Raw genomic sequence first — 21,150 nt, 5'->3', positions numbered from 1 at the left:
ACCCGCCCGGGCGGCGCGGCGCCCGGCCTACCCTGGACGCGTGAACCAGGCGCTCGACGACGGTCCGTTCTTCCACGGCACCAAGGCCGACCTCCGCGTCGGCGACCTGCTGACCGCGGGCTTCCGCTCGAACTACCGGCCCGAGATCACGATGAACCACGTCTACTTCACCGCGCTCGTCGGCGGCGCCGGCCTGGCCGCCGAGCTGGCGGCGGGGGAGGCCGAGCCGCGGGTCTACGAGGTCGAGCCGACCGGTCCGTACGAGGACGACCCCAACGTCACCGACAAGAAGTTCCCCGGCAACCCCACGCGGTCGTACCGCAGCGGCGCGCCGCTCCGCGTGGTGCGCGAGGTCGCCGACTGGCCGCGGCTCAGCCCCGGGGACCTGGCGTCCTGGCGCGAGCGCATCGCCGCGTTGGCGGCCGACGAACGGGGCGAGATCATCAACTGAAGTCGGGAGACGCCACTCCCACCGCCGACGGGTCGGGTCACCGAAGACGCCCGCCGCTGACTGCTCGGGGCCGTGGCGTGCTCGGCGGCGGTTGGTCGTGCGGGCGCCGAGTCGTCCACAGGTGCGGTGGTCGTGCTCCGTCCCCAGGGCGAGGCTCGGTCGCCGGGGCCGTGTCGGTGGGCGTCGGTAGTGTCGTTCCATGGCATCTGACCTGCAGGAACACCCCGACGGCGACCCGGTCGCCGCCGTGGTGCTGCCGGTCTACGGGCCCGACGGGACCTGCCTGACGGACTTCGGCCCGGACCCCGTCGTGGCGGCCGGTGGCGCGCCTCGGACGGGTGAGCAGCGGCAGATCGAGGCGATCGCGACATGTCCGCCGGGGCCAGAACTGGACGCCTGGCTGCGGGGGCTGGACCCGAGCGTGCTGTCCTCGGCGATCGTGGTCGAGGTGATCGCCGCGCAGACCCGGATCGAGTCCTACCAGCACGCCCGGACCCTCGGCCTGATCGCCGAGCTCGCCTCCCGGGAGGAGATGAGCCCGGAGTGGTCGCCGCTGGCCGGTGCCCCGCCGACGCAGGCGTGCGTCGCGGGCGACGAGCTCGCGATGCGACTGGGCTGGCCCCGAGTCGCGGCGACGAAGACCGTGCACCGTGCCCTGGTGCTCGACGGGATGCTCGGCGCGACCCGCGAGGCGTTGGAGGTCGGGCACCTCGACGCGGCCAAGGCCCAGGTCCTGACGGCGGGGTTGGCGGACCTGTCCTTCCAGGTCGCCCACGCGGTGGAGGACGCGGTGCTGCCCGACGCCGACCAGTGCTCGGTCGCCGAGCTCCGCCAGCGTGTGGAGCGGGAGATCCGGCTGGTCGACCCCGAGGGCGCCGCCGCGCGCCGCGAACGCGCCCGGTGCACGAGGAAGGTCTCCCACCCGCGCCCGCAGCCGGACGGCATGGCGTCGATGTGGTTGGTGCTGGACGCGGCGGACGCGCTGCGCGTCGACGGGGTCCTGACCCATGCCGCGAAGACCGCCAAAGCGCTCGGCGACGACCGGACGTTGGACCAGCTGCGGGCCGACGGGCTGCGCGACCTGGTCGTGGGCGATGTCCCGGAGTCGGACGGGCCGGCGTTCGAGGTCCACCTGTCCTCGGGTCTCCCGGTGCCGCCGGAGCCGCGACGGTCGTGGAACGGGGCGACCCTCACCGACCGCGACGGTGCGGTGCTCACCCGCCCGGTCGAGCCGATCCCCATCGCCACCCTCACCCCGCTCGACGACACCACCTCGCAGCCCGGGCCCAGCCAGGACCACCCCGTCTCGCCGACCAAAGCGCCACCGACGCCGACCAGGACCGCCCTCGCCCGCAGCACCACACCCACGACGACCCGGCGTGGCTGCACCCGCTGCTCCGGACGTCCTGGCGCCGAGGTCCGCATCACCATCCCCGCCTCCACGCTCCTCGGGCTCGACGACCAGCCCGCCCACCTCGACGGCCACGGCCCCATCGACGCCGTCCAGGCCCGGGCCCTGGCGATCGGCGGGGTCTGGCAGCGCGTCGTCACCGACCCGCTGACCGACCGGGTCCTGGACGTCGGCCGCGAACGCTACCGACCACCCGCCGCTCTGGCCGACCTCGTCCGCACCCGAGACGGGACCTGCGCGGCACCCGGGTGCAGGGTCCCGGCCTGCGCCTGCGAGCTCGACCACACCCAGGAGTTCCACCCTCTGCCGGGCGGCGACCCCGACACGCCCCTCGGCGGCACCGACGCCGACAACCTCGGGCCCGTGTGCCACCGGCACCACCGGTTGAAGACCGACGGCGGGTTCCGGCTGCGGCAGATCAGCCCCGGGTTGTTCGAGTGGATCACCCCCACCGGGCACCGCTACCTCACGCGGCCGGGGACAGGGCAGACCCACGACGCCACCGCCGACCCCTACGACGCACCACCCCCGTTCTGAGATCGGCCGGTGCGGTGCGCCACCCCACGCAGCGTGCCGGCGTGCCTGCGTTCCGGATCCGGGGCGATCGCAAGCAGGAAGATCGGCCGCACGGCACCCGGACGGAGCGTGTCGCGCTAGCGTCGGCCGCGTGACCACCGTCGCCGGCGCCTACTCCCGGAGAGCGGGTGAGTACGTCGACCTCTTCGGCTCGATGTCCGCGGTGCACCCCTCGGACAGGCAGCTCGTGGAGACCTGGGTCGACGGGGTCGCCGGGCCCGTCCTCGACGCCGGGTGCGGACCGGGGCACTGGACCGACCACCTCGTCCGGCGGGGGCACGAGGCCCGCGGAATCGACCTGGCCGCCGCCTTCGTCGAACGTGCCCGGTCGATGTACCCCGGCGTCCCGTTCGCCGTCGGCAGCATCGACCGGACGGATGAGCCCGACGCCTCGCTCGGCGGGATCCTCGCGTGATACTCGACGATCCACCACGCTCCGGACCGCATCGGGGTGCCGCTCGCCGAGTTCGCGCGGATCCTGCGGCCCGGGGGGACGCTGCTGCTGGGGTACTTCGACTCGGAGTCGACGGTCCACCGGTTCGACCACGCGGTGGCCCCGGCCTACCGGTGGCCCGCACCAGCCCTGCGCGCGATGCTCGGCGACCACGGGTTCGAGGTCGTCGAGCAGCACCGACGTACCGGGCGCGGGCACCGCCCGCACGGCGCCGTCGTCGCGCGGGTCGGCGAGCACTGACCGCGCCCGACCGCGCGCGACGACCGGGGGCGATCGGTCACGCGTCCGCGAGTCGCGCGACGGCGGGAGCCGCCAGCGGCCACCGCTCGGAGCTACCGCCCGACGACACGCGCAGCCACCGCTCGGAGCCATCGCTCGCAGCCACCGCCTCAGTCCACCGCCCCCGTCCACCGCCCCCGTCCACCGCCCGCGTCCACCGCCCGCGTGCACCGCCCGCGTGCACCGCCGGCGTCGGCCGCCGGACATCGGGCCGCCGGGCCTTCCGTCCGCAGCGTCCCGGGAGCAGGATCGCCCCATGGCCGCACACGTCGTGAAGCCGCTGTCGCCGGAGACGTTCCCGGCCTGGCGCGCGCTCGCCGAGAAGCACAACGGCGTGTGGGGCGGCTGCTGGTGCAGCTACTTCCACGGTGACACCCCGACGACGACCAAGGCCGACCACGCGGGGCCGGACTTCAAGCGGCGGCTGGTGGAGGAGGGCGTCGCGCACGCCGCGCTGGTGTTCGACGGCGAGCAGGCGATCGCCTGGTGCCAGTACGGCAGCCCGGAGGAGCTGCCCCGGATCTACCACCGCAAGCAGTACGACGCGGGGGAGAGCCGCCCGGCGCCCTGGCGGATCACCTGCTTCTTCGTCGACCGGGACCACCGGCGGCAGGGCGTGGCGCTGGAGGCGCTGCGCGGTGCGCTGGACCTCATCGCGCGAGCCGGCGGCGGGGAGGTGGTGTCGTTCCCGAACGAGCTGCCACCGGGGAAGCGGGTCTCGTCCTCGTTCCTGCACAACGTCACGCGCGGGATGTTCGAGGAGGCCGGGTTCGTGTTCGAGCGGCACATCGGGACGAGCAAGACGGTGATGCGGACGACGGTGGCGCCGGCGTAGGTCCGGGGACCGGGTCCCCTCAGGAGGCGGCGGCGCAGGCGTCCGCGCCGGCTCGGTGCCCGTGTCCCAGGCGGTGCGCCTGCCCGAGCCGGATGACGTCGTCGAGCTTGTCGCGGGTCGCGGTCAGCTCGTCGAGCTGGGCCTGCACCCGCGCGCGCTCGGCCAGCAGCCGGTCGTGCATCTCGTCGGTGAGCACCCCGCGGTCCATGCACGGCAGGATCCGGAGCACGGCCTTGCTGCCCAGCCCGGCGGCGTAGAGGCTCTGGATGAACCGGACCCGCTCGACCGCACCCGGCGGGTACCGGCGCTGCCCGCTCGCGGTGCGCTCCGCGTCCAGCAGCCCCTGCTCCTCGTAGTAGCGCAGCGCCCGCACGCTCACGCCCGCCTGCGCGGCGACCTCCCCGATGCGCACCCGGCCTCCCGACCCGCACTTGACCCTCACGTCGACGTCAGGTCCTAGCGTGCCAGACATGACAACAGCACTGATCACCGGGGCCAACCGCGGCCTCGGTCGCCACTTCGCCGCCGAGCTCCTCGCCCGCGGGGCCACCGTCTACGCCGCCGCTCGCGAGCCCGCCGCGATCGACCTGCCCGGCGTCCGCCGGGTCGCGCTCGACATCACCGACCCCGACGCCGTCGCCGCGGCGGCCGCGCTGGCCACGGACGTGGACCTGCTCGTCAACAACGCCGGCATCTCGACGGGCTCGACGCTGCTCGGCGACCTCGCGGGCGTGCGCGCCGAGATGGACGTCAACTTCTGGGGCACGCTGTCGATGGTCCGGGCGTTCGCGCCCGTGCTGGCCGCCAACGGCGGCGGGAGGATCGTCAACGTCGCCTCTGCACTGTCCTGGTTCGCGTTCCCGGGCTCCGGGGCGTACGCGGTGTCCAAGGCGGCGAACTGGAACATGAGCAACGCGCTGCGGCTCGAGCTGGCCGCGCAGGGCACCCAGGTCACGTCCGTGCACCTCGGCCTCGCGGACACGGACATGGCCGCGGGCATCGACGGGCCGAAGGAGGACCCGGTCGCCGTCGTCCGGCGCACGCTCGACGCCGTCGAGGCCGGTGACCTGGAGGTCGTCGTCGACGACTGGAGCGCGATGGTCAAGGCGTCCCTGGCCGAGGACCCGCGCGCGTTCTACGAGCGGTTCCTCACCGCCTGACGGTACGGACCGGCCGCCCGGCCGACCCCCGCGGGCGGCGGCGGGGAGCAGCGCCCACCGCCGCCCGCGTGCCCGCGCCGCGTCAGAACACCCGCACCGCCACCTCGGCGGGCGCGGCGAGCAGCCCGCGGATCTCGTCGTCCAGCCGGACGAGCGTGAGGGACGCGCCGGCCATGTCGAGCGAGGTGCAGTACTCGCCGACGTAGGAGCGTCCGACGGTGATGCCCTGGGCGGCGAGCTTCTGGTGCGCGATCCCGTACAGCAGGTACAGCTCGCTGATCGGCGTGCCGCCCAGCCCGTTGATCATCAGCGCGACCTCGTCGCCCGAGGCGTACGGCAGGTCCGGGAGCACCGCACCGAGCAGCTCGTCGACGATCCCGTCCGCCGGCACCAGCGGCGCCCGGCGGCGGCCCGGCTCCCCATGGATCCCGACGCCGACCTCCATCTCGTCGTCGCCGAGCTCGAACAGCGGCGACCCCTTGGCCGGCGGCGTGCACGGGGTGAGGGCGATGCCCATCGTGCGGGTGACGGAGTTGACCTTCTCGCCGATCCGGACGAGCTCGTCCAGGTCGGCCCCCGCCTCGGCGGCGGCGCCGACGGCCTTCATCACGAAGAAGTTGCCCGCGACGCCGCGGCGACCGACCGTCCACGTCGAGTCCTGGACCGCGACGTCGTCGTCGATGAACAGGGTGCGGACGGACAGGCCCTCGGCCTCGGCGAGCTCGGAGGCCATCTCGAACGCCATCTTGTCGCCGGTGTAGTTGTTCACCAGGAGCAGCACGCCCTTGTCGGACGCGAGCAGCTTGGCGGACTCGAGCACGTACTCCATCGGCGGGGCGGCGAACACGTCGCCGGGACACGCGCCGTCGAGCATCCCCTTGCCGACCACCATGACGTGCGCGGGCTCGTGACCGGACCCGGAGCCCTGGATGATCGACACCTTGTCGTGCCGCGGGGCGTCGGCCCGCATGATCAGGTTGTACTCGGGCACGTACCGGAGGGTGTCCGGGTTCGCCAGCGCCAGGCCGGTGAGCATGTCGGGCACGAAGGTCTTCGGGTCGTTGACGAACTTCTTCATCGCGGTCGCCTTCCCTGTCGTCCGGTTTTCGGTCGCTCACCAGGTGGCGGCGACCCGCTCTGCCAGCACCGCCACGGCGACGGCGCCGGGGTCGAGGGACCCGATGCTGCGCTCGCCGGTGTAGGACGCCCGGCCACGCCGGGCCTGCATCGGCCGGGTCGCCTCGGCCGCGGCGCGCGCGGTCGTGGCGGCCGCCTGCGCGACCTCGGCGGGGGCGGCGCCGGCGGCGAGCCGCTGCTCGACGGCGTCCGTCAGCGGGACGAGCGCGTCCAGCAGCGTCTTCTCGCCGAGGTCGGCGCCGCCCCGCGCCTTGATCCCCTCGACGGCGGCGCGCAGCATCGCCACGACGTCGTCGCCCGTGACCTCCTGCTTGCCCTTGACGACGCCGGCGGCCCGCAGGAACGCCGTGCCCCAGATCGGGCCGGAGGTGCCGCCGATCCGGCCGCTCATCGTCACCGCGATCTTCTGGAGGAACGTCCCGGCGTCGGCCCGGTCGTAGTCGTCCCAGCCCGCCAGCACGTTCTCGAACCCCCGGGCGAGGGAGAAGCCGAAGTCCCCGTCGCCGACCACGGAGTCCAGCTCGCCGAAGTACTGCTCGTTCTCGACGCAGGTCTCGGCGACGGTGCGGACGACCTGCTCGACGCGCTGCTGGCTCACGGTGTCGCTCCTTGCTGGGGTCCGAGGAGGCGCTGCAGGTGCTCGAGCCGGACGGCGCCGTCGACCTCGAGGCCGCGGGGGTCGGCCAGCGTGGTCGCCGGGTCGTCCGGGGGGTCGCCGAGGGACGTCACGACCAGCGCGGCCCCGGTGAAGTCCTCGTCCCGCGTGTAGCTGCTGACGGTGACGACGGTGGTGAGCCCGGCGGCGAGTGCGGCCCGCAGCCCGTTCGCGCTGTCCTCGACGACGACCACCTCGCGCGGGTCGAGCCCGGTCTCGCGCAGGGCCAGCAGGTAGATGTCCGGTGCGGGCTTCTTGTGCGGCACGACGTCGCCCGCGAACACGTCGAACCGCGCCGCCAGACCCGGCCCGACCGCGTGCTCCAGCACCGCCCGGACCGACTCCTCTGCGGAGGTCGACGCGACGGCGAGCCGCCAGCCCGCCGCGTCGGCCTCGGCGACCAGCCGGGCGATCCCGGGGCGGCCCGGGAGCGCGCCCGAGCGGACCAGCGCGGTGTAGCGCTCGGTCTTCGCCCGGTGCCAGCGGGCGACCAGCTCCCGCTGCTCGTCCTCGTCGGTCGGCAGCCCGGCGCGGGCGACGAGCCCGGGCTCGAGCAGGGTCCGCAGCCGCTCCTTGCCGCCGCCGATCGCGAGGAGCCGGCCGTACTCCTCCTGCGACCAGCGCACGGGGAGGCCGAACTCCTCGAAGGTCGCGTTGAAGGCGGGGAGGTGTCCGTCCCGCTCCGTGTCGGCCAGCACGCCGTCGCAGTCGAGCAGCAGCCCCGGGCTCACCGCACGGCCCTCGCAACGCCGCGCGCGTGGCCGGCGGCGCCGAACTGCTCGACCAGCGGCACGATCGCGCCCTCGACCGCCGCGGCGACGTCGCGGAACATGCTCGGGGGGTCCCACTTGTCGCGCTCGCGAGCGACGTCGAGGTGGGCCGCGGCCGCGCGCATGTAGGCGACCTTCACGGCGGTCGAGATGTTGATCTTCGAGACTCCCGCGGCGATGAACGCGGCGAAGTCGTCCGCCGAGAGCCCGGTGCCGCCGTGCAGGACGATCGGCCGGTCCGTCAGCGCGGCGAGCTCCCGCACCCGCTCGGGCAGGAGGACCGGCCGCGCGCGGTACTCGCCGTGCGCGGTGCCGAGCTGCGGCGCGAGGAGGTCGGCGCCGGTCCGGTCCGCGACCTCGGCGAGCTGCTCCACGGAGTACGCGTGCAGGGCGACGTCGGACCCGACGCCGTCCTCGACGCCGACGATGTTCTCGATCTCGGACTCCACGTCCAGGCCGGCCGCGTGCGCCTGCGCCACGACCTCGGCCGTCTCCCGCTCGGCCGTCACGAGGTCCCGGTCCGACGCGTCGAACAGCACCGACGACCAGCCCGCGGCGACCACCTCGTCGATCACCGACCGGTCGGGGCAGTGGTCCAGGTGCAGGGCCACGGGGACGGTCAGGTCGCGGGTCGCGTACCGGAACATGCTGGTCAGCAGCTCGGTGCCCGTCGACCGGACCGTCTTCACGGACAGCTGGACGATGAGCGGGGCCTGGAGGTGGACCGCGGCGGCCACCACCGCCCGCAGGCTCAGGTCGTCGAGGACGTTCACCGCGGGCACCGCGTACCCGTGCTCGCGGCCGTGCCGGGCGAGCGCCGCCGTGGATGCGATCATCGTCGATCTCCTCGGGCCCGGACGCTGCGATGCGTCCGGATTGTCCGGAGTCTAGGGCGCCGCCGCGCGCACGGGCCAGGGTGGACCGCGAGGATCACCCGCGGTCGGGCCTGGAGGAGCCGGCCGCCGGCCAGCACCCGATCGGGGCGCGGGGCGTCGGCGTCCCGCCGTGCGCGAGCCCCCACCTCCTGCCACCATCGGGCGCGAGGACGTCATCGGGAGAGCGGGTCACGATGGGCCGGGAAGCAGCCACCGGTGGGTCGCTTCGTGGCCAGGACTCGCAGCGAGCCCGCCGGGTGCTGGACGTCCCGACCGTCCTGGTCCTGCTGGGGCTCGCCGCCAAGGTGCTGATCAGCGTCACGGTCGACGAGACGCTCGGCACCTGGGTCGGTTCCGCGCTCGCGTTCGCGGGGACCGTGATGTTCTCCGTCTCGAGCTGGTCCGCCTGGCGCCGCGCCTCCGTCCTCGAGGAGGAGCCGCGCCGCGAGGAGCCGCCACGCACGGACCAGGACCCGCACCGCGATCGGCCGCCGGGCCGGGACTGAGCGGGCGAGGGCCATCCGCCGTGCGTCGGCGGGAGGTCACGTCAGGACGGCGGAGCCCCCGGCGACACGGTGAACGGCAGCCGGAAGCTCAGCCGCCCGCCGCCGTCCGGGTTCGTGCCGAGCGTGAGCGTGCCGCCCCGGTGCTCGAGCCGCTCGCGGTGCCGCGCGAGCCCGTGCAGGGGCGGGTCCGGGCGCGTCGGCCCGCTGCCGTCGTCGTCGACGACCGTCGCGAACACCCAGCGCCCCGGGTCCGAGGTCGGCTCGGCCTCGGCGCGCACCTGCACCGCGTGCGCCCGGCCGTGCTTGAGCGCGTTGGTGACGGCCTCCTCGACGGTGTAGATGACGACGAGCCGCTCGGCCATCGGCATGGGTGCGGCGCCGCGGTCGACGAGCCCGCGGTAGACGGGGCCGATCTCGATCGAGGTGCTGACCTGCGCCGGGAGCCGGTGCAGCAGCAGTGCGATCGCCTCCTCCGTGCCGAGGTCGGCGCCGGAGGGGAACACGGCGTGGCTCAGGGAACGCACGTCCTGCTCCCGGATCTCCTCCAGCGTCCCCGCCCAGGCGCGGACCTCCGCGCCGCGGTCGCGGGCGCCGGCCGCGTCCAGGTCCTCGGCCAGCCGGTCGAGGCCGGCGGTCACGCTCACCAGGTGGTACTGCAGGGTGCCGTGCAGCTGGTCGAACACCATGCGCCGCACCCGGAGCTCCTCGTCCTGCAGCGCGTCGACGGCGCGGCGGGCGCGGTCCGCCTCGGCCGCGCGGCGCTGCTCCTCGCGCCGGGCGCGGTCGACGAGCGTCCCCGCGAAGACGGCCGCGAGGACGCCGACGAGGCCGGACAGGAACCCCATCGCGCCGGTCGCGGTCACGTAGGCCACGCCGGTGGGCGTGCTGCCGAGCGACACCAGGGCCGCCATCCGCGGCACCGATGCGGCCGCGGACACCGCGGCGGTCAGCCCGACGCGGGCGGGCCAGCCGCGGTCGAGCACGCCCAGCGCGAGCGCGCCGGCCAGGACGGCGAGCCCGAACGCGAGGTTGATGACGAGGATGAGGACCCCGTCGGCGACGACGGCGGCGAGGCTGCGCTCCCGGCTCAGCTCGGCCTGCAACCCGCCCCACGCGGCCCACGCGCCCGCCGTCAGCGCCGCGTAGAGGGCGGTGTTGGTGATCCCGACGACGAGCGTGACGCGTCGTAGGTCACGGCTGCCCGCGGTCGCCGTGGTCACCCCCGCCACGTGCGCCCCGTCTGCTCGAGGAACGCCAGCACGGCGGCGACCCGCCGGTTGTGCCCGTCGCCGTCGATCCCGAGCCGCTGGTAGATCGACTTGAGGTGGCTCTCGACCGAGCGCTCGTTGATCCCGAGCCGCTCGCCGGCGGCCTGGTTCGACAGCCCCTCCGCGACGAGCCGCAGCACCCCGAACTGCGCGGGTGTGAGCTCGGAGACGGCCGACCCCGGCCGGGGCTGCGACCGCTGGACCAGGTAGGGGTCGAGCACGACCTGACCCTGCGCGGTGGCCACGACCGCGCGCACCAGGACGTCCCGGGCGAAGCTCGACCTCTTGGACAGGTAGCTCCACGGCCGGCTCGCCTGGTCCTGCACCGTGGTGAACAGGCCCATGACGTCCTCGCTGGACAGCAGCATGACCGCGAGCCGCGGGTCCGCCCGCTGCAGCGTGACGCCGAGGGCGACCCCGTTGCCGTCGGGCAGGTTGACATCGAGCAGCGCGACGTCGCACGAGCCCGGGGTGAAGACGAGCCGCGCCTCCGTGACCCCCGGGACCGCGTGCACGACGCGGATCGACTCCTGCGCCGACAGGGTCTGCTCGAGCATCGAGCGCATCAGCGCCTCGTCCTCGACGATGCCGACGCGTGTGAGGGGCGTCACGTGCCGATCGTAGGGCGGCGGGCGGCGCGCGGCCACGCGCCTCGGTGGAGGCGGCCCGGATCTCACGAGCCCAAAGGCCACACCAGGGGCACGACGAGCGTCACCACGACGAGCCACGCGAGCGTCACCACCGCCCCGAGCCGCCAGTAGTCGCCGAACCGGTACCCGCTGGGGCCCTGCACGATCATGTTGGCCGGGGTCGCCAGCGGCGTGAGGAACGACGCCGCCCCCGCCGCCGCCACGAGCATCAGCACCGGTTCGGCCCCGACGCCGACCTCGGCGCCCGCCGCCAGGGCGATGGGCGTGACGACGAGGACGGTCGCCGCGTTCGACACGAACTGCCCCAGGGCGACCGTCAGCAGGAACAGCGCGACCAGCAGGAGGTGCCCGTCGCCGTCGGGGACCACGCGGACCACGACGTCCGCCAGCACGTCGGCCGCGCCGGACCCCGAGATCGCGGCCGACAGCGGGATGAGGCCGCCGATCAGGACCAGCGTCTCCCACGGCACGGCCCGGAGCGCCCGGGCGGGCCGCACCACACCGGTGAGGACCATCGCGGCGGCCCCGGCCAGGCCCGCGAAGGCCGGTGTGACCACCCCGGAGGCCAGCAGGGCGATCGTCGCCACCAGCACGACAACCGCCCGGACCGCGGCGCCGCCCACGCGCGCGTCCTCGTGCACGACCGACCCGGGGGCGGGGTCCGGCGCCGCTCGGTCGGGCAGCAGCCGGTTCCCGAGCAGCGTCGTCACCAGCACCGTCACGAGGGTGAGCGGCACGCCGAGCGCCGCGAACTCGAAGAAGCCGAACCGGTCCCCGGTGGTGTCGGCCAGGGCGTCGGAGACGATCACGTTGACCGGGCTGCCCGCCAGGGTGAGCAGCGCGCCGGCGCTCGCCGCGTAGGCCCCCGGGATGCCCAGACGGGACGGAGCGCTCCCGGAGCGCCGGGCCACCAGGAGCGCGACCGGGAGCACCGCCGCGGCCGCGCCGTTGGGCGTGACGAGCGCGGAGGTCACCGCCGCAAGCGCCATGACCGCGACGACGACCCGCCGCCGACCGGTGCCCGCGCGCGTCAGCAGCAGGTCGCCCGCCCAGGCCGTCACGCCCGAGGCCTGCAGCCCCTCGCTCAGCACGAACAGCGTCGCGATGAACACGACCACGGGGTCGCCGAACCCGGCGACGGCCTGCGCCTCGGTGACGACGCCGGTCGCCGCGAGCGCCAGCGCCGTGAGGACCGCGACGACGGCGGCCGGGAGCCGGTTCCAGACGAACAGGGCGACGGCGGCGGCGAGGACCAGGAGGCTGGTGGTGGCGTCCGACATCCGGGTCGCCGTCGCCGCGGGTCGACCGTCGGGGGCTCAGAGCCCGAACGGGCGGGCGGTCTCCCGCAGCGCGTCCGCCGAGCGCCGGAGGGCCACGAGCTCGTCGGTCGACATCGGCACCCGCAGCGGCGCACCGGCCCCGTCGTGCGCGACGACGGTGGGCACGGACAGGCACACGTCGCCGATGCCGTCGAGGTCGTCGATCAGGGAGGACACGGGCATGACGCGGTGCTCGTCGTTCGTGAGCGCCTCGACGATCCGCGACCCCGCCAGCGCGATGGCGTAGCTGGTCGCCCCCTTGCCCTCGATGATCTCGTACGCGGAGTGCACCACGTCGTGCGCGATGGACGCGCGGACGGCCGGTGTCAGCGGCTCGCGCCCGGGCAGCGGGTCCAGGTCCAGCAGGGGCACCCCGCCGATCGTCGCCGAGGACCACAGCGCCACCGCGGTGTCGCCGTGCTCGCCGACGATGTACGCGTGCACGTTCTGCACCGCCACCCCGACGTGCTGGGAGATCAGGTACCGGAACCGGGAGGAGTCCAGGACCGTCCCGGACCCGATGACCCGGGCGCCGGGGGAGTCCGGAGAACCGGAGCGCCGTAGGTGACGACGTCCACCGGGTTCGTCACCATCACGAACACGGCGTCGGGCGCGACCTCGACGAGCTGCGGCACGAGCGTGCGCATCAGCCCGATCGTGCGCTCCGCCAGGTCCGTGCGGGTCTGCCCGGGACGCTGGTTGGCCCCCGCGGTCACCACCACGACGTCCGCGCCGGCGCATGCGGTGATGTCGTCCGTGCCGACCACGTGCGCCATCGGCACGAACTGGATCCCGTGCGCGAGGTCGAGCGCCTGGGCGCGGACCTTCGCCGTGTCGACGTCGTAGAGCACGACCTCCCGCGCCGCGCCGCGCATCAGCACGGCGTAGGCGAGGGTCGCGCCGACGGCGCCGGCGCCGACCACGGCGACCTTCGCGGTCGAGCGGGGGGTCGGCTCAGCGCCGCCCTCCACGGTCCGTCCCTCGGCGTCACCCGTCACCGCGCCCCCCTCGGCCCGTGTCCCCCAGCCCCGCCGTCCGTCGCGAACGTCCGGTCAGGTCCGGTGCTGCGACGCGTGGAGACGGGGTGTGACGCGCGTCACCCTATCGCCCGACTTGCGGCACCGACCACCCCGGTCGCCCGCCGCGCGCCGCGCGCCACGTCGACGGCAGGAATCGCGCGGCTGGGCTGTGAGGTCGCCGGCGCGGGTCCCAGGTCCGGGGCGGGGTCCGCGGGACCGGTTGGTCCCGATACCCCCGGGGGTATACGATCACGCCATGTCCACGACCTCCGACCCCGCCGCCGCACCCCGTCCTCGCCGCCTCGTGATCGTCGGGGGAGTGGCCGGAGGCATGAGCGCCGCCGCCCGCGCCCGCCGCCTCGACGAGCGCGCCGAGATCGTCGTGCTGGAGCAGTCCGAGCACGTCTCGTTCGCGAACTGCGGTCTCCCGTACGGGCTGTCCGGCGAGATCGAGCAGCGCGCGGACCTGCTGCTGCACACGCCCGGGTCGCTGCACGCCGCGCTCGCGCTGGACGTCCGCACCGGCAGCCGCGTCACCGCGATCGACCGCGCCGCGCGCACCGTGCACGTCGCGACGGCGACCGGCGGCTACGAGCTCGGCTACGACGCGTTGCTCCTGGCTCCGGGGGCCGTCGCCGTCCGCCCGCCGGTGGACGGCCTCGACCACCCCGCGGTGCACGCGCTGCGCACGGTCCCCGACCTCGACGCCCTGACCGACCGGATCGCGGCGCTGCCCGTCAACGGCCCCCGGCGTGCCGTCGTCGTCGGTGCCGGCTTCATCGGGCTGGAGGCCGTGGACGCGCTCGTCGCCCGCGGGCTCGAGGTCGCGCTGGTCGAGCTCGCCGACCACGTCCTGCCTCCGCTCGACCCCGAGCTCGCGCCGCTGCTCGCGGACGAGCTGCGCGCGCACGGCGTCGGGCTCCACCTCGGTGTCTCGGCCACGGCGATCACCGGGACGGCGGACGGGGCCGCGCTCGTGAGCCTGTCGGACGGCACCCGGCTCCCCGCCGAGGTCGTCGTGGTGAACGTCGGCGTGCGGCCCGCGAGCGACCTCGCCCGGGACGCCGGTCTCGACCTCGGCGCCCGCGGCGCGATCCGGGTCGACGCCGACCAGCGGACCTCCGACCCGCACGTCTGGGCCGTCGGCGACGCCGTCGAGGTCGTCCAGGCCGTCACCGGTGACCGGGGGCCCGTGCCGCTCGCCGGGCCGGCGAACCGCCAGGGCCGGCGCGCGGCGGACGCGATGCTCGGCCGGCGCACGACGCCGCAGGCGCCGGTGCTCGGGACCGCGATCGTCCGGGTGTTCGGACTGACGGCGGCCGTCACCGGGGCGGGCCGGTCGACGCTGCGGCGCGCCGGCCTCGCGCACGAGACGGTCCGGGTCCACGCGGGCCACCACGCCGGGTACTTCCCGGGGGCCGAGCAGGTCCACGTCGTCGCGAGCTTCGCGCCCGACGGCCGGCTGCTCGGTGCCCAGGCGGTGGGCCGCGAGGGCGTCGACAAGCGGATCGACGTGCTGGCCACGGCCCTGCGCGCCGGGATGGGCGCCGACGACCTCGCCGAGCTCGAGCTCGCCTACGCGCCGCCGTACGGCTCGGCCAAGGACCCGGTCAACATGCTGGGCTTCGTGGCGCAGAACGCCCTGGACGGCACCATGCCGCAGTGGCAGCCCGACGACGCCGACGACGTGCTCGCCGGCAGCCTGGTCCTCGACGTCCGCACGCGCGCCGAGCACGACCGCGGGCACCTCGCCGGGGCGCTGCACATCCCGCACACCGAGCTGCGCGACCGGCTCCACGAGGTCCGCGCGGCGGCGGACGGCCGCCCGGTGGCGGTGCACTGCGCCAGCGGCGTCCGGTCGCACATCGCCACGCGCGTCCTGCTGCAGGCCGGGTTCGACGCCCGCAACCTGTCCGGCGGCTGGATCAGCCTCGACCTGGCCCGCCCCGACCTCACCCGCGCCCACGATCGGGCCCTCGACGGGGCCCTGGTGTGACCCTGCGGCAGGATGCCCGGGCGGTCGTCGTGCGAACGGCCCCCCTGACCCACCACCCACACCCACACCCACACCCACACCCACGAACGAGGAGAACACCCACCATGTGCAGCCCCGCCCTGTGCCGCTCCTGCGGCAAGACCACCTGGACCGGCTGCGGCATGCACGTCGAGTCCGTCATGGCCGACGTGCCCCGAGACCAGCAGTGCACCTGCAGCTGAGGAGAGGACGACCATGGAGCTCGACCGCGGCGAGATGGGCAAGGTCGTCAACCGCCTCAAGCGGGCCCAGGGCCAGCTGGCCGCGGTGGTGCGCATGATCGAGGAGGGCCAGGACTGCGAACCGGTGGTGACCCAGCTGTCCGCGGTCTCCAAGGCGCTGGACCGCGCCGGCTTCGCGATCATCGCGTCCGGCATGAAGCAGTGCCTGACCGACCCGGACGACGACAGCACGCTGGACGTCGACAAGCTGCAGAAGCTCTTCCTCTCGCTGGCCTAGGCGCGGGCGCCGGGGACCGGTCGACCGGTCCCGGAACACCGACACACCGTTGTCGCGCCCGTGTCCGAGCCTGGACGCATGACCGGGACCACGAACACCACGACCACCTCCCGCAGCGCCCTCGACCTGTGGCTGACCATGTGGAACTCCGACGGCGACCTCGCCCGCGAGATCTGCGCCGAGGACTTCCGCATCCACTTCGCCGTGACCGAGCCGGACGGCTCGACCCCGGCGGACGGCATCCGCTCCGCCGACGACTTCGCGCGGTACCTCACCTGGTGGCACGGCCAGAACCCCGGTGTGGTGTTCACCGCGGTCGCCGACGCGATCGACGGGGACCACGGCCGGCTGCTCTGGGACGTGGAGCAGGGCGGCGCACGGGCCGGTGGCGTGGACGTGTTCGACTTCGACGCCGACGGCCGGGTGCGCCGGGTCTGGTCCGTCGGGGGGCAGCGGAGCATGCGCAGCTGACCGCCGCGACCAGCGACGACGCGTCTGCCAGGCTGGCGGCATGAAGCGAGCCGAGCGGCAGTACGCCCTCGTCGACCTGCTCCGCGGAGCGCGCCGGCCGTGGTCGGCCGCCCGGCTCGCCCGCGAGCTCGGGGTGTCCACCCGCACGATCGAGCGCGACATCGCGTCGCTCCAGGTCGCGGGCGTGCCTCTCTACGCCGAGCACGGGGTCACGGGGGGCTACGCGATCCTGCCCGAGTACTCGCTGCCGCCGCTCAACCTCTCGGCCGCCGAGTCCCTGGCGGTGCTCGCCGGGCTGGCGCTGCTCGACACCTCGCCCTACCAGGGCGCCGCCCGGCGCGCCCGCGCCAAGGTCGCGGCGGTCATGGGGGAGGAGCACCGCGCCCCGGTGCAGGAGCTGCTCGGGCGGATGCAGGTCATCGACCCCGTCGCCCCGGCAGGAGGTGGCGTGCCGTTCGGCATGCTCTCGGACGCCATCGCCGCCCGGCGGGTCGTGCGGCTGACCTACCTGGGCGAGGCCTCGGGGGACGACGTCCCGGCGAGCACGGTCCGCGACGTCGAGACGATGGGGCTGCTGCGCGGAGGAGACGCCTGGTTGCTCGTCGGGTGGTGCCGGCTCCGCGACGCGATCCGCGGGTTCCGCATCGAGCGCATCACGCGCCTGGAGCTCCTCGACGAGGTCGCGCCGGAGCGCGACCCGGCGCTGCTGCAGGCGGACCAGGTGCGCTGGCCGATCCGGAGCCTCGGCTGAGCGGTGGGACCGTCCGTCAGGGCCGCTGTCCCGGGACCGCCACCCGGTCCCAGTCGATCGCGAACCGTCGCGGATCGAACCGCACCACCCAGATCGGCAGCCGGTCGCCGACGCGCACCGGCCTCGGGAGCGCCTCGGCGTGCGTCACCCGGGGTTCGCCGGGTGCGTCGATCCGCAGCACCAGCTCCGCCCGCCGCGGGCCGTCGCCGGTGGCGGGGAGCGCGGCGACCGCCTCGACCACGGCGGTGGTGGGCACGCCGTTGTGCGCGCCCACCACGCCGCTGATCAGCGCGTCCTGGTACGCCCGGACGTCGTCGGTGGCCCGGACGCCCGCGCTCAGCGCGTCGGCCACGGAGGGCCGGCTCTGCGCCCGGCTCCACCGGACCAGGCGGACCAGGTCGCGCAGCGCCCCCATGGTCAGGCGCGGCCCTCGCGCACGATCCGGCCCATCTCCCGGCCCACCGCGGGGTTGGTCTGCGCGCGGGCGGCGAACTCCTCGGCCGCCACGGTCCAGGCCGCCCCGTCGATCCCGAGGCCCGCTGCGATCCCGGCGAGCGCCCCCTGGTCGTAGCCCACCGCCTGCGACTGCGCGATCACGGAGGCGTACTGCTGCCAGGTCACCCCGACGGCCGCGGGGGCGAACGCGGCGTCGTCCGCGGAACCGCCGGTGTTGCGGAAGTCCGCCTCCACCTGGGTCGCGGGCTGGGCCATCGCCTGGGCGACCAGCGCCTGCTGGTCGGCGGCGCTCATCCCCGCCACCCCGGCCGCGTGCGGAGCGCCGGACGCGGCGCGCGCCGCGGCCACGGTGGCCTCGGCGTCGCGGCCCGCCTGCTGGGCACCGCCCACCGCGTCCTTGATCCGGTCGAAGAGCCCCATCGTGATACTTCCTCTCATCTCGGTGCCTCGTCCGGGGTCAGGCTTACCAAGCGCGTGGTCGGGAATCAAACGCTGACGAGGGCCCGGTGTCCGGGAGTCGATGCAGGTCAGGGCCCTGCGGGAGGCCTCGACCTGCTCGAGGGACCCCGCGAAGGCCCGCGTCCGAGCGCTCCTCTCACGCCCGCCCCCGCTCCCGGATCGCCGAGTCCAGCGCGCTCATGAGGGCTGCCACGCGCGTGCTCCCGCCCGGCGCCGCGGGGTACCGACCCAGGACCTCCGGGACCGGGGGAGCGGCCCGCTCGGCCAGGCGGCCGACGGCCTCGTCGCCCGTGGCGCCGGTCCTCATCTCGACCACCCGCGCCGCGCACGCGGCGGCTCGCAGGATGTGCCCGACCTGGGTCGCCTCGGCGATCGGGTGGAGGTAGGCCGCCGCAGCCGCGTCGCCGCACGCGAGCGCGGCGAGCCGTGCAGGCTCCACGGCGACGGACCGCGCCGCGCGGTGGGCGGCGAACGCTGCGGCGCGCTGCAGGTTCGAGCGCGCGGCCCCGTCGGCGAACGCCCGCGCCGCGGCGATCGCGTCGCGCGGGCGGGGGTCGTCCGGCGCGACGGACTCGAACTCGGGGAGCAGGTCCCGGGCGCAGTCGACGGCGAACCGGACGACGGCGCGCAGGTCGTCCGTGGTCAGGTCGACCTGTCGCGTCCGCATCTGCCCATGATGCCGCCCGCGGAACCGGCTGCGGGGTGGGCCCGCAGGAGCCTCACGCGTCCCGGGTCCGGAGCGTCACGTGGGCGGCGAGCGTGGTCCAGAGGGTGCACACCGCCATGACCGCGAGGCCTCCCGGGCCCGCCAGGGGTCCGGTCCCGGTGGTCGTGTAGGAGGCCTGTCCGGCCGTCGTGGGCCAGTACGTCCCGGCAAGGTCCCCGAGGGCGCCGGGCAGCCCGGGTGCGAGCGCCGGCACGAGCAGCGCCACGGTCACGACGACGGCGAGCGCGCCCGAGGAGGAGCGCGTCAGGGCGCCGAGCGCCACGCCGAGCACGGCCGTGAGCACCAGGTAGCCGACCGCGCACAGGACCGCCCGGACGGTGCCGGCATCGGTCAGATCCGCCGTCGGCAGCCCCGCGGCGGCGAGGGCCGCCTGGCTCGCGCCGAGGCTGGCCGCCACGGTGAGGACGGCGGTCGCGAGCGCGACGAGGGCGGTGACGGCGAGCTTCGTGACCAGCAGGACGGCGCGCCGGGGTGCGGTCGTCAGGGTCGTGACGATCTGGCCCGTCGCGTACTCGCTGGTGAAGGCCTGTGCGCCCAGCGTCGCGACGAGGATCTGCCCGACGAGGATGCCCTTGAAGCCGACGCCGGTCGGGTCGAAGTCCGCGGGCAGGTCGGCCTGCCAGCCGGCCACGAGGCCGCTGATGCCGAGCAGGCTCACCACCACGGTGACCAGGACGGTGCCGGCCGCCAGGATCCAGGTGGTGCGGATGCTGCGGGTCTTGATCCACTCCGAGGCGAGGAGGTCCATGTCAGGCGGCGTCCTTCCGGGTCGAGGTCATGGTGAGGAAGACGTCCTCCAGCGAGTCGCGGACCGCGGTGAGCTCGGACAGCCCGATGCCCGCGGTGGCGGCGACGCGGCCGACGTGGTCGGTCGCGGCCCCCTCGACGTCGACCGCGTCCGCGCCGGCGGGGTCGGGTGTGGCCCGCAGTCCGGCGCGGGCCAGTGCCTCGAGGAGTCCTCGCCGGTCCGGCGTGCGCGCGCGGACGTGCTCGGTGGTGCGGTCGGCGATGAAGGCGGCCAGGGGCTGGTCCGCCAGCAGCCGTCCGTGGTGGACGACGACGAGGTGGTCCGCCGTGAGCTCCATCTCGCCCATGAGGTGGCTGGAGAACAGGACCGTGCGGCCCTCGGCGGCCAGGTCGCGCATCAGCGAGCGCGCCCACCGGATCCCCTCGGGATCGAGGCCGTTGAGCGGCTCGTCGAAGATCACGACGGCCGGGTCGCCGATCAGCGCGGTCGCGATGCCGAGCCGCTGCTTCATCCCGAGCGAGAAGTCACCGGCGGGGCGGTTCCCGGCGCCCCCCAGCCCGACCAGGTCCAGCATCTCGGGCACCCGGGACCTGGCCACGCCCCCGGCGCGGGCGACCGCCGCGAGGTGGTCCGCGGCCGTGCGGCGCGGGTGGACCCCCCGGGCGTCGAGCATCGCGCCGACGACGCGCATCGGGTGCGGGATCTCCGCGAGCCGCAGGCCGCCGACCGTCGCCGCACCGCTGGTCGGCCTGTCCAGGCCGAGGAACATCCGCAGGGTCGTGGACTTCCCCGCCCCGTTGGGGCCGAGGAAGCCGGTCACGACGCCGGGCCGCACCGCGAAGGACAGGCCGTCCACGGCGGTGAGGTGCCCGTAGCGCTTCCGCAGGGCGTGCGCCTGCAGGGTCACCGGGTTCATGGTGTGCATGGCGAGCGACACTACACCGTGTCGTGTAGATCTACACCGGCCGGTGTAGCATCGACCGCGAGCACCACGGAGGAGAGCGATGACGACGGTGGGCGACAGGCCCGTGCGCGAGGGACAGGCGCACAAGCGGGCGGCGATCCTGGCCGCCGCCCGGGAGCTGTTCGTGCAGACGGGCGTGGAGCGCACCAGCATGGACGCGGTGGCCGCGCTCGCCGGGGTGTCGAAGCGGACGGTCTACGACTACTACGGGGACAAGCGGCGCCTGCTGCTCGGCGTCGTGGAGGACGCGGGGGAGCGCGCGCTGGCCACGCTCCGCGGGCTGGTCGCGGAGCACCTCGACGACGCAGGCATCACGGACGTCGCCGGCCTCGACGAGGCGCTCACCGCGCTCGCCGCCGACCTCGGCCGCTCCCTGCTGCTGTCGTCGGACTACCTCGCCGCGGTCCGGCTGATCAACGAGAACGAGCCGCTGCTGCCGGAGCTCGACGACCACCCGCTCGACGAGGCCCACGCGCAGGTCCTCAGCGAGCGCGTCGGCCGCTTCGCCCGCGCCGGCCTGCTCGACGCCGAGGACCCGGATCTGGCCGCCGCGCACTTCCACGCCCTGACCGCGCTGCGCGTGCTCAACGAACCGGCACGCCGGCGCGCCGAGAGCGCGCACGTCCGGCGGATCATGACGGACGGGGCGCGCGCGTTCGTGCGCGCGTACGGCGTGCGCGACGGGGGCGGGTGACACCCCGGCGTCCCGACGTAC

27 protein-coding genes are annotated in these 21,150 nt (G+C 75.1%); 12 read left to right on the top strand and 15 right to left on the bottom strand.

Annotated features, from left to right (window positions below):
- The first annotated feature begins 40 nt into the window (after nucleotides 1-40).
- From arr to FKM96_RS20060, 5 genes are all read left to right on the top strand, one after another.
- Entirely contained in the window at nucleotides 41-451 is a 411-nt protein-coding gene (gene arr, locus FKM96_RS20075) for an NAD(+)--rifampin ADP-ribosyltransferase (protein ID WP_147796737.1), read from the top strand.
- 199 nt (nucleotides 452-650) lie between these two features.
- Nucleotides 651-2,399: an HNH endonuclease signature motif containing protein gene (locus tag FKM96_RS20070; RefSeq protein WP_147796736.1), complete on the top strand. Its 1,749-nt coding sequence runs from the start codon at nucleotides 651-653 to the stop codon at nucleotides 2,397-2,399.
- Between the two features lie 130 nt (nucleotides 2,400-2,529).
- A complete protein-coding gene (locus tag FKM96_RS22400) occupies nucleotides 2,530-2,853 on the top strand; it encodes a trans-aconitate 2-methyltransferase (protein ID WP_371300463.1) in 324 nt (107 codons plus the stop codon).
- A gap of 36 nt (nucleotides 2,854-2,889) precedes the next feature.
- A complete protein-coding gene (locus tag FKM96_RS22395) occupies nucleotides 2,890-3,132 on the top strand; it encodes a hypothetical protein (RefSeq protein WP_371300461.1) in 243 nt (80 codons plus the stop codon).
- Between the two features lie 295 nt (nucleotides 3,133-3,427).
- The gene (locus FKM96_RS20060; protein ID WP_147796735.1) at nucleotides 3,428-4,006 is read left to right on the top strand and encodes a GNAT family N-acetyltransferase; all 579 of its coding nucleotides are present in this window, start codon (nucleotides 3,428-3,430) and stop codon (nucleotides 4,004-4,006) included.
- 19 nt (nucleotides 4,007-4,025) lie between these two features.
- On the opposite strand, the gene FKM96_RS20055 is transcribed toward FKM96_RS20060, so the two are convergent.
- Nucleotides 4,026-4,418 carry a MerR family transcriptional regulator gene (locus FKM96_RS20055; protein ID WP_147797265.1) on the bottom strand — a complete coding sequence of 131 codons (393 nt, stop codon included), beginning with the start codon at nucleotides 4,416-4,418 and terminating at the stop codon, nucleotides 4,026-4,028.
- A 58-nt stretch (nucleotides 4,419-4,476) separates the two neighbouring features.
- On the opposite strand from FKM96_RS20055, the gene FKM96_RS20050 reads away from it, so the two are divergent.
- Nucleotides 4,477-5,166 carry an SDR family oxidoreductase gene (locus FKM96_RS20050; RefSeq protein ID WP_147796734.1) on the top strand — a complete coding sequence of 230 codons (690 nt, stop codon included), beginning with the start codon at nucleotides 4,477-4,479 and terminating at the stop codon, nucleotides 5,164-5,166.
- Between the two features lie 82 nt (nucleotides 5,167-5,248).
- Here FKM96_RS20050 and dhaK read toward each other — a convergent pair whose 3' ends face one another.
- The 4 genes from dhaK to FKM96_RS20030 are packed head-to-tail and all read right to left on the bottom strand — an operon-like array spanning nucleotide 5,249 to nucleotide 8,564.
- On the bottom strand, nucleotides 5,249-6,244 hold the full coding sequence (dhaK, locus tag FKM96_RS20045; protein WP_147796733.1) for a dihydroxyacetone kinase subunit DhaK: 996 nt from the start codon (nucleotides 6,242-6,244) through the stop codon (nucleotides 5,249-5,251).
- Nucleotides 6,245-6,280: 36 nt separating this feature from the next.
- A complete protein-coding gene (gene dhaL / locus FKM96_RS20040; RefSeq protein WP_147796732.1) occupies nucleotides 6,281-6,901 on the bottom strand; it encodes a dihydroxyacetone kinase subunit DhaL in 621 nt (206 codons plus the stop codon).
- Nucleotides 6,898-7,689 carry an HAD-IA family hydrolase gene (locus FKM96_RS20035; RefSeq protein WP_147796731.1) on the bottom strand — a complete coding sequence of 264 codons (792 nt, stop codon included), beginning with the start codon at nucleotides 7,687-7,689 and terminating at the stop codon, nucleotides 6,898-6,900. Before FKM96_RS20035 ends, dhaL begins: the two co-directional genes overlap by 4 nt.
- Complete coding sequence (locus FKM96_RS20030; protein WP_147796730.1) at nucleotides 7,686-8,564, bottom strand: class II fructose-bisphosphate aldolase; 879 nt, start codon at nucleotides 8,562-8,564, stop codon at nucleotides 7,686-7,688. The genes FKM96_RS20035 and FKM96_RS20030 overlap by 4 nt, the downstream gene beginning before the upstream one ends.
- 233 nt (nucleotides 8,565-8,797) lie before the next feature.
- On the opposite strand from FKM96_RS20030, the gene FKM96_RS20025 reads away from it, so the two are divergent.
- Entirely contained in the window at nucleotides 8,798-9,109 is a 312-nt protein-coding gene (locus FKM96_RS20025; protein ID WP_147796729.1) for a hypothetical protein, read from the top strand.
- A gap of 41 nt (nucleotides 9,110-9,150) precedes the next feature.
- On the opposite strand, the gene FKM96_RS20020 is transcribed toward FKM96_RS20025, so the two are convergent.
- The 5 genes from FKM96_RS20020 to FKM96_RS22385 form a co-directional block, all read right to left on the bottom strand.
- Nucleotides 9,151-10,329 carry a sensor histidine kinase gene (locus FKM96_RS20020; protein WP_147796728.1) on the bottom strand — a complete coding sequence of 393 codons (1,179 nt, stop codon included), beginning with the start codon at nucleotides 10,327-10,329 and terminating at the stop codon, nucleotides 9,151-9,153.
- Complete coding sequence (locus FKM96_RS20015; protein WP_147796727.1) at nucleotides 10,326-10,988, bottom strand: response regulator transcription factor; 663 nt, start codon at nucleotides 10,986-10,988, stop codon at nucleotides 10,326-10,328. The genes FKM96_RS20020 and FKM96_RS20015 overlap by 4 nt, the downstream gene beginning before the upstream one ends.
- A gap of 62 nt (nucleotides 10,989-11,050) precedes the next feature.
- Nucleotides 11,051-12,307 (bottom strand): SLC13 family permease, encoded by a 1,257-nt coding sequence (locus FKM96_RS20010; RefSeq protein ID WP_147796726.1) that lies wholly within the window; start codon nucleotides 12,305-12,307, stop codon nucleotides 11,051-11,053.
- Between the two features lie 36 nt (nucleotides 12,308-12,343).
- Nucleotides 12,344-12,805 (bottom strand): hypothetical protein, encoded by a 462-nt coding sequence (locus FKM96_RS22390; protein ID WP_371300459.1) that lies wholly within the window; start codon nucleotides 12,803-12,805, stop codon nucleotides 12,344-12,346.
- A gap of 17 nt (nucleotides 12,806-12,822) precedes the next feature.
- Nucleotides 12,823-13,344 carry an NAD(P)-binding domain-containing protein gene (locus FKM96_RS22385; RefSeq protein ID WP_371300458.1) on the bottom strand — a complete coding sequence of 174 codons (522 nt, stop codon included), beginning with the start codon at nucleotides 13,342-13,344 and terminating at the stop codon, nucleotides 12,823-12,825.
- 277 nt (nucleotides 13,345-13,621) lie between these two features.
- Between FKM96_RS22385 and FKM96_RS20000 the strand changes: the two genes are divergently transcribed.
- The 4 genes from FKM96_RS20000 (at nucleotide 13,622) to FKM96_RS19985 (ending at nucleotide 17,081) form a co-directional block, all read left to right on the top strand.
- Nucleotides 13,622-15,361, top strand: a complete 1,740-nt coding sequence (locus FKM96_RS20000; RefSeq protein WP_147796725.1) for an FAD-dependent oxidoreductase — start codon at nucleotides 13,622-13,624, stop codon at nucleotides 15,359-15,361.
- A 234-nt stretch (nucleotides 15,362-15,595) separates the two neighbouring features.
- Entirely contained in the window at nucleotides 15,596-15,859 is a 264-nt protein-coding gene (locus FKM96_RS19995) for a metal-sensitive transcriptional regulator (RefSeq protein ID WP_147796724.1), read from the top strand.
- Between the two features lie 78 nt (nucleotides 15,860-15,937).
- Entirely contained in the window at nucleotides 15,938-16,330 is a 393-nt protein-coding gene (locus FKM96_RS19990; protein WP_147796723.1) for a nuclear transport factor 2 family protein, read from the top strand.
- Between the two features lie 40 nt (nucleotides 16,331-16,370).
- Nucleotides 16,371-17,081 carry a YafY family protein gene (locus tag FKM96_RS19985; protein ID WP_147796722.1) on the top strand — a complete coding sequence of 237 codons (711 nt, stop codon included), beginning with the start codon at nucleotides 16,371-16,373 and terminating at the stop codon, nucleotides 17,079-17,081.
- A gap of 16 nt (nucleotides 17,082-17,097) precedes the next feature.
- Here the strand turns inward: FKM96_RS19985 and FKM96_RS19980 are convergent, their stop codons facing one another.
- The 5 genes from FKM96_RS19980 to FKM96_RS19960 form a co-directional block, all read right to left on the bottom strand.
- On the bottom strand, nucleotides 17,098-17,496 hold the full coding sequence (locus tag FKM96_RS19980) for a hypothetical protein (protein ID WP_147796721.1): 399 nt from the start codon (nucleotides 17,494-17,496) through the stop codon (nucleotides 17,098-17,100).
- Between the two features lie 2 nt (nucleotides 17,497-17,498).
- Complete coding sequence (locus FKM96_RS19975; RefSeq protein WP_147796720.1) at nucleotides 17,499-17,957, bottom strand: hypothetical protein; 459 nt, start codon at nucleotides 17,955-17,957, stop codon at nucleotides 17,499-17,501.
- A gap of 175 nt (nucleotides 17,958-18,132) precedes the next feature.
- Entirely contained in the window at nucleotides 18,133-18,663 is a 531-nt protein-coding gene (locus FKM96_RS19970; protein WP_147796719.1) for a putative immunity protein, read from the bottom strand.
- 52 nt (nucleotides 18,664-18,715) lie between these two features.
- Nucleotides 18,716-19,471 (bottom strand): ABC transporter permease, encoded by a 756-nt coding sequence (locus tag FKM96_RS19965; RefSeq protein WP_147796718.1) that lies wholly within the window; start codon nucleotides 19,469-19,471, stop codon nucleotides 18,716-18,718.
- Nucleotide 19,472: 1 nt separating this feature from the next.
- Complete coding sequence (locus FKM96_RS19960) at nucleotides 19,473-20,396, bottom strand: ABC transporter ATP-binding protein (protein WP_147796717.1); 924 nt, start codon at nucleotides 20,394-20,396, stop codon at nucleotides 19,473-19,475.
- Between the two features lie 79 nt (nucleotides 20,397-20,475).
- On the opposite strand from FKM96_RS19960, the gene FKM96_RS19955 reads away from it, so the two are divergent.
- A complete protein-coding gene (locus FKM96_RS19955) occupies nucleotides 20,476-21,129 on the top strand; it encodes a TetR/AcrR family transcriptional regulator (protein WP_147796716.1) in 654 nt (217 codons plus the stop codon).
- Nucleotides 21,130-21,150 lie beyond the last annotated feature (21 nt).

Origin of the sequence: Cellulomonas sp. Y8 (assembly GCF_008033115.1) — a bacterium.
Lineage (GTDB): Bacteria > Actinomycetota > Actinomycetes > Actinomycetales > Cellulomonadaceae > Cellulomonas.
Note: the sequence above shows the minus strand (reverse complement) of the source record. Positions and strands in the feature narration are given on the sequence as shown.

Excerpts from the sequence above, each read along its gene's own strand:
- FKM96_RS19960 (WP_147796717.1), bottom strand. The coding sequence starts at position 20,396 with ATGCACACCATGAACCCGGTGACCCTGCAGGCGCACGCCCTGCGGAAG.
- FKM96_RS20030 (WP_147796730.1), bottom strand. The coding sequence starts at position 8,564 with ATGATCGCATCCACGGCGGCGCTCGCCCGGCACGGCCGCGAGCACGGG.
- FKM96_RS19985 (WP_147796722.1), top strand. The coding sequence starts at position 16,371 with ATGAAGCGAGCCGAGCGGCAGTACGCCCTCGTCGACCTGCTCCGCGGA.
- FKM96_RS19975 (WP_147796720.1), bottom strand. The coding sequence starts at position 17,957 with ATGGGGCTCTTCGACCGGATCAAGGACGCGGTGGGCGGTGCCCAGCAG.
- FKM96_RS19990 (WP_147796723.1), top strand. The coding sequence starts at position 15,938 with ATGACCGGGACCACGAACACCACGACCACCTCCCGCAGCGCCCTCGAC.
- FKM96_RS20000 (WP_147796725.1), top strand. The coding sequence starts at position 13,622 with ATGTCCACGACCTCCGACCCCGCCGCCGCACCCCGTCCTCGCCGCCTC.
- FKM96_RS20025 (WP_147796729.1), top strand. The coding sequence starts at position 8,798 with ATGGGCCGGGAAGCAGCCACCGGTGGGTCGCTTCGTGGCCAGGACTCG.
- FKM96_RS19970 (WP_147796719.1), bottom strand. The coding sequence starts at position 18,663 with ATGCGGACGCGACAGGTCGACCTGACCACGGACGACCTGCGCGCCGTC.
- FKM96_RS19965 (WP_147796718.1), bottom strand. The coding sequence starts at position 19,471 with ATGGACCTCCTCGCCTCGGAGTGGATCAAGACCCGCAGCATCCGCACC.
- dhaK (WP_147796733.1), bottom strand. The coding sequence starts at position 6,244 with ATGAAGAAGTTCGTCAACGACCCGAAGACCTTCGTGCCCGACATGCTC.
- FKM96_RS20050 (WP_147796734.1), top strand. The coding sequence starts at position 4,477 with ATGACAACAGCACTGATCACCGGGGCCAACCGCGGCCTCGGTCGCCAC.
- FKM96_RS20010 (WP_147796726.1), bottom strand. The coding sequence starts at position 12,307 with ATGTCGGACGCCACCACCAGCCTCCTGGTCCTCGCCGCCGCCGTCGCC.
- FKM96_RS20070 (WP_147796736.1), top strand. The coding sequence starts at position 651 with ATGGCATCTGACCTGCAGGAACACCCCGACGGCGACCCGGTCGCCGCC.
- FKM96_RS19980 (WP_147796721.1), bottom strand. The coding sequence starts at position 17,496 with ATGGGGGCGCTGCGCGACCTGGTCCGCCTGGTCCGGTGGAGCCGGGCG.
- FKM96_RS20060 (WP_147796735.1), top strand. The coding sequence starts at position 3,428 with ATGGCCGCACACGTCGTGAAGCCGCTGTCGCCGGAGACGTTCCCGGCC.
- FKM96_RS19955 (WP_147796716.1), top strand. The coding sequence starts at position 20,476 with ATGACGACGGTGGGCGACAGGCCCGTGCGCGAGGGACAGGCGCACAAG.
- FKM96_RS19995 (WP_147796724.1), top strand. The coding sequence starts at position 15,596 with ATGGAGCTCGACCGCGGCGAGATGGGCAAGGTCGTCAACCGCCTCAAG.